The following is a 708-nucleotide window of genomic DNA, read 5'->3' as shown; positions in this document are numbered from 1 at the left end:
GGGCACGTCCTAGTCGCCTCACCCAGCCATGCTCAAAGCGAAGCTATCCTCCAACGTGCCGTAGATTCGCTCCATTGGTCGATCACACCGTTTTCGATGGCGAACGGGAACGATCTGGGTTCCTCGTCTGCTCGCAGTGTAGACTCGTCTTGAACTTTCATCGGTAGGACGACGTTAGTCTAGGGGTGGTCGAGTGGATCAGCCATTCGGCTTCGCCCTAACAGGTCTGGGCACGATCTATCTATGAGACGGGGCTGCGTTGCGCAATCGCCGCTATTAGCGCCAAGATCGCGCGTCGTGTAGTACGCCGCCGTCAAGGGTGTTCCGACGCCGGCGGCCGGTAGTGTGCTGAGAGTTCTGCAAATTCGCTGAGAGGGGCGGTCATGGCAGGCTGGTGATTGTTCACGTCACCGATTCCCTGGAAGGAACGCCCCCATGACCAAGACTGAAGTTAAGACCGCCAGCGCTGCCGTCAAAGACATTTTTCTTTCGAACCCGGACGGCCTTCACGAAGTGCTCCGTGCGGTGATGCAGGAGGTTCTCGAAGCCGAGATGGACGAGGCGCTGGGTGCCTCGAAGAGCGAGCGCACGCCCGAACGGCTGGCTATCGCTCCGGTTACTATGGCCGTACCCTTGTGACGCGGGTCGGCAAGCTCGAGCTGCGGGTTCCGCAGGACCGGGCCGGGCGCTTCTCCACCGAGCTGTTCG

At 60.5% G+C, this 708-nt stretch carries 1 pseudogene; it reads left to right on the top strand.

Going from position 1 to position 708, the window contains the following annotated elements:
- Positions 1–435: 435 nt before the first annotated feature.
- Positions 436–708: pseudogene (locus NKJ75_RS32785) on the top strand (transposase); the annotation flags it as partial.

It is taken from the genome of Mesorhizobium sp. M0058 (genome assembly GCF_040323095.1).
GTDB lineage: Bacteria > Pseudomonadota > Alphaproteobacteria > Rhizobiales > Rhizobiaceae > Mesorhizobium.
The sequence above is the reverse complement of the archived record's forward strand: the minus strand, read 5'-3'. Positions and strand labels throughout refer to the sequence as shown.